The organism is Brevundimonas sp. (assembly GCF_032017145.1).
Classification (GTDB): Bacteria; Pseudomonadota; Alphaproteobacteria; order Caulobacterales; family Caulobacteraceae; genus Brevundimonas.
This window is the reverse complement of sequence record NZ_DALZQC010000172.1, coordinates 1-3,847: the sequence shown is the minus strand read 5'-3', so window position 1 is coordinate 3,847 and position 3,847 is coordinate 1. Positions and strand designations below refer to the sequence as shown.

Genomic DNA, 3,847 nt, shown 5'->3' with positions numbered 1-3,847 from the left:
CCTCGCCGCAACCATCTTATGGATGCGATAAGTGTCCACAGAACCTAGGATGACGTCGCTAGGCTGATTGTCGATCGACCTGCCCCTCGAGACGGAGACCCCGCCGTCACTCCGCCCGTTCCAGGCCCGCGATGGCTTCGCCGATGTCGTCCGCCTTCTTCTTCAGCACGGCCTGGGCGTCATAGAGGGCGCGGTTGTAGAAGAAGGGGCCGATCTCGCGGGCCAGGAAGTCGATCAGCATCTCGGCCGGAAGGTCGCGCAGTTCGACGTCCAGCTCGTCGCGGAAATAGGGGCGCAGCTTCGCCGCGATGGCGGCGACCTCCTCGCGGCTGAAGCGGATGGGCGTCATGCGACCTCGGCCAAAGCTTCCTCCGCCGCGACCCAGGCGGCTTCGGCGGCGGCGAGATCGGCCTCGGTCTTGGCGCGGGCGCGGGTCAGCCCCTCGAGGGCCTTGGGATTGCTGACCGAAGCCGTGGCCATGTCGTCGTCGATGCGGGCGATCTCGGCCGTCAGGCGGGTCATGGTCTCCTCGGCCTTCTTCACCGCATGACGCAGCGTCGAGGGCGAAGGGCCTGATTTCTTGTCGTTCTTCTTGCCCTTATTGTTGTGGACGGGAGCGGCCGCCGCCTCTTCCTTCTTGATCTGGCTGGGCTTGGCGATGGCCTGTTTGGCGCGGTCCAGGACGAACTTGGCGTAGTCGTCCATGTCGCCGTCGAACGGCTTCACCGTGCCGTCGGCGGCCAGCCACAGTCGGTCGGCCACCATCTCCATCAATGAACGGTCGTGGGTGATCAGGATGACGGCGCCGGTGTAGTCGTTCAGCGCATCCAGCAGGGCGCGGCGGCTGTCGATGTCCAGGTGGTTGGTCGGTTCGTCCAGGATCAGAACGTGGGGCGCATCCATCGCCACCATGTTCAGCAGCAGGCGCGCGCGCTCGCCGCCCGACAGGCTGTCGACCGTGGTCTCCTGCTTCTCATAGCCCAGGCCGAACTGGGCCAGCTTTGAGCGGCGGGCGCTTTCGGGCGCATCGGGCATGGCGCGGCGAATGATCTCCAGCGGCGTGTCGGTGGGGTCCATCGCCTCGATCTGGTGCTGGTGGAACCAGCCGACCTTCATCTTCTTGTCGCGGTGCAGTTCGCCCTCGGACACGTTCAGGGCGCCGGCGATCATCTTGGCGAAGGTCGACTTGCCCGCGCCGTTGACGCCCAGCAGGCCGATCCGGTCGTCCAGGTCCATCCGCAGGTTCAGGTTCCGCAGGATCGGCTTGCCGGTCTCATAGCCGACATTGGCTCGCTCCAGCCGGATCAGCGGCGGGGCCAGCGGACGCGGCGGCGAGGGCAGGGTGAAGGGGGCGACCCGCTCCTCGATGGTGGTGGCGACCGGCTGCATCTTCTCCAGCCGCTTCATGCGCGACTGGGCCTGGGCGGCCTTTGACGCCTTGGCCTTGAACCGATCCACGAAGGCTTGAAGGTGGGCGCGCTCGGCGTCCTGCTTGGCCTTGGCCGACAGCTGCAGCCGGGCCTTTTCGGCGCGGGCCTTTTCGAAGGCGTCGTAGTTGCCGGTGTAGAGGGTCAGGGTATGGTTCGCCAGGTGCAGGATATGGGTGCAGACCTCGTTCAACATCTCGCGGTCGTGGGAGATGATCAGGGCGGTGTGCGGGTATTTCTTCAGCCGCGCCTCCAGCCACAGGGCGCCTTCCAGGTCGAGGTAGTTGGTCGGTTCGTCCAGCAGCAGCATGTCCGGCTCGGCGAACAGGGCGGCGGCCAGGGCCACGCGCATCCGCCAGCCGCCCGAGAACTCGGACATCGGCCGGGCCTGGTTCTCCTGATCGAAGCCCAGGCCGACCAGGATTTCGGCGGCGCGCGCGGGCGCGGCGTCGGCGTCGATCTCGATCAGGCGCGACCAGATCTCGCCCATCTCCTCCGGCTCGGCCGTCTCCAGCCGGCCCAGCAGGGTGTGACGTTCGACGTCCGCCTCCAGGATGGTGTCGATGACGCTGACGGGCGTCGCCGGATGCTCCTGATCCACCGAGCCGATGCGGGCGGTCTTGGGCAGGCTGATCTCGTCGCCATTGGCGTTCAGTTCGCCCAGGATCAGCTTGAACAGTGTGGATTTGCCGATCCCGTTGCGCCCCACCAGACCGACCTTGGCGCCGGGCGGCAGGCTGACGGAGGCGTCGACGAGGAATTTGCGGCCCCAGGCGTTGAAGGTCAGGTCGGTGATCTGGAGCATGGTCGGCGCATGGACTTTCTGACTGGTCATCTCTATATGACCAGTCATGATGTATGATCTTGTAAGCGGCGAGGTCGTCATAACGGCGACGGAGTTCAAGGCCAAGTGTCTGGACCTGCTGGACCGTGTGAACTCGGGGGCTGTGAAGAAGGTTCACATCACCAAACGGGGCAAGGAGGCTGCCGTTCTGGTTGCTCCGGAAGCAGCGGCCGAAGAGCCTTGGAATCCACGCAGCATGTTTGGGAGCATGAAGGGCTCGCTCGTCATCGACCCAAGCATCGACTTGGCGAAACCCATTTACGAACAGGTATTTGGAACGACGGTCGAGGCCGATATGGGCGTGGACGATCCTGACTACGACCTCAAGCTCGGACTAAGCGAGGAATGAGCGACGGTGTGCTGCTCGACACCCATGCTCTGATCTGGATCGTTTTGGGTGCGTCCATTCGCGAAGAAGCCGCCGCTGCGGTTGTCGCGGCCAGCGTCGATGGCGGCGTTCACGTTTCCGCTGCAACTGCATGGGAGCTGGGAGTAATCAGCCAGAAGCGGTCCTTGGACGTCGTGATCGGTGGAGATGTCAGGGGTTGGCTGTCCAGAGCCGTAAGGGCCACGCGCGCGCATCTGCTGTCTCTCGACGTCGATCTCATGCTCGATGTGGGCGAGTTGCCAGATCTAACCCATAGAGACCCGACCGATCGAATGCTGATCGCAACCGCACGAGCACATGATCTCATCCTTATCACCCGCGACCGCGCCATCCTGGCCTATGCGGCGGCGGGCCATGTACGCGCCGTCGCCTGCTGAAACGGCGGCTTGGCGCGGGGACGGCGCGTCGCTATAAGCCCGCGACCTTCAATCGACTGAACAAGAAGTCACACCCCATGACCGAACGCACCTTCTCGATCATCAAGCCCGACGCCACGCGCCGCAACCTGACCGGCGCGATCAACGCCGTGATCGAAGGCGCCGGCCTGCGCATCGTGGCCCAGCGCCGCGTCAAGCTGTCGACCGATCAGGCCAAGAAATTCTACGAAGTCCACGCCGAGCGTCCGTTCTACGGCGAACTGGTCGAGCAGATGACGGCCGAGCCGGTCGTGGTCCAGGTGCTGGAAGGCGACAACGCCGTGGCCGCCTATCGCGAAGTCATGGGCGCCACCAACCCGGAACAGGCCGCCGAAGGCACCATCCGCAAGCAGTTCGCCCTGTCGATCGGCGAAAACTCGGTCCACGGTTCGGACAGCCAGGACAACGCCAAGATCGAGATCGCCCAGTTCTTCACCGACGACCAGATCGTCGGCTGAGGCCCGAGGCCGCGTTCGGGACCGCGTCCTGCGGCTAGGCGACGGCCTGTCGCTCAAGTCGCGAGGGACCGCGTCCCGAGCATAGCGACCCCTAAAACGAAAGGCCCGCGTTCGGAACCGGACGCGGGCCTTTTCCGTTCGGTCAGCATCGTCCCCTCGCTGTCTCGGAGAAGACTTATGAAGACCCTGATCAAACTGGCCCCCGTCGTCGGTGTGGTGGCCCTGCTGGCCGCCTGCGGCCAGACCATGGAACAACGCGCCGCCACCGGCGCCCTGGGCGGCGCGGTCGCCGGCCAGGCCATCGGCGGCAACAC

The 3,847-nt window shown here is 65.1% G+C and carries 5 protein-coding genes; 3 read left to right on the top strand and 2 right to left on the bottom strand.

What is annotated here, in order from left to right:
• Positions 1-106 precede the first annotated feature (106 nt).
• A complete protein-coding gene (locus tag RTU05_RS17300; protein ID WP_312599550.1) occupies positions 107-349 on the bottom strand; it encodes a DUF2164 domain-containing protein in 243 nt (80 codons plus the stop codon).
• Entirely contained in the window at positions 346-2,232 is a 1,887-nt protein-coding gene (locus RTU05_RS17295; protein WP_312599549.1) for an ABC-F family ATP-binding cassette domain-containing protein, read from the bottom strand. The genes RTU05_RS17300 and RTU05_RS17295 overlap by 4 nt, the downstream gene beginning before the upstream one ends.
• Positions 2,233-2,278: 46 nt before the next feature.
• On the opposite strand from RTU05_RS17295, the gene RTU05_RS17290 reads away from it, so the two are divergent.
• From RTU05_RS17290 to ndk, 3 genes are all read left to right on the top strand, one after another.
• Entirely contained in the window at positions 2,279-2,620 is a 342-nt protein-coding gene (locus RTU05_RS17290; RefSeq protein WP_312599548.1) for a type II toxin-antitoxin system Phd/YefM family antitoxin, read from the top strand.
• A complete protein-coding gene (locus tag RTU05_RS17285; RefSeq protein WP_312599547.1) occupies positions 2,617-3,036 on the top strand; it encodes a type II toxin-antitoxin system VapC family toxin in 420 nt (139 codons plus the stop codon). Before RTU05_RS17290 ends, RTU05_RS17285 begins: the two co-directional genes overlap by 4 nt.
• Positions 3,037-3,113: 77 nt before the next feature.
• A complete protein-coding gene (gene ndk, locus RTU05_RS17280) occupies positions 3,114-3,533 on the top strand; it encodes a nucleoside-diphosphate kinase (protein WP_248119067.1) in 420 nt (139 codons plus the stop codon).
• Positions 3,534-3,847: the final 314 nt, after the last annotated feature.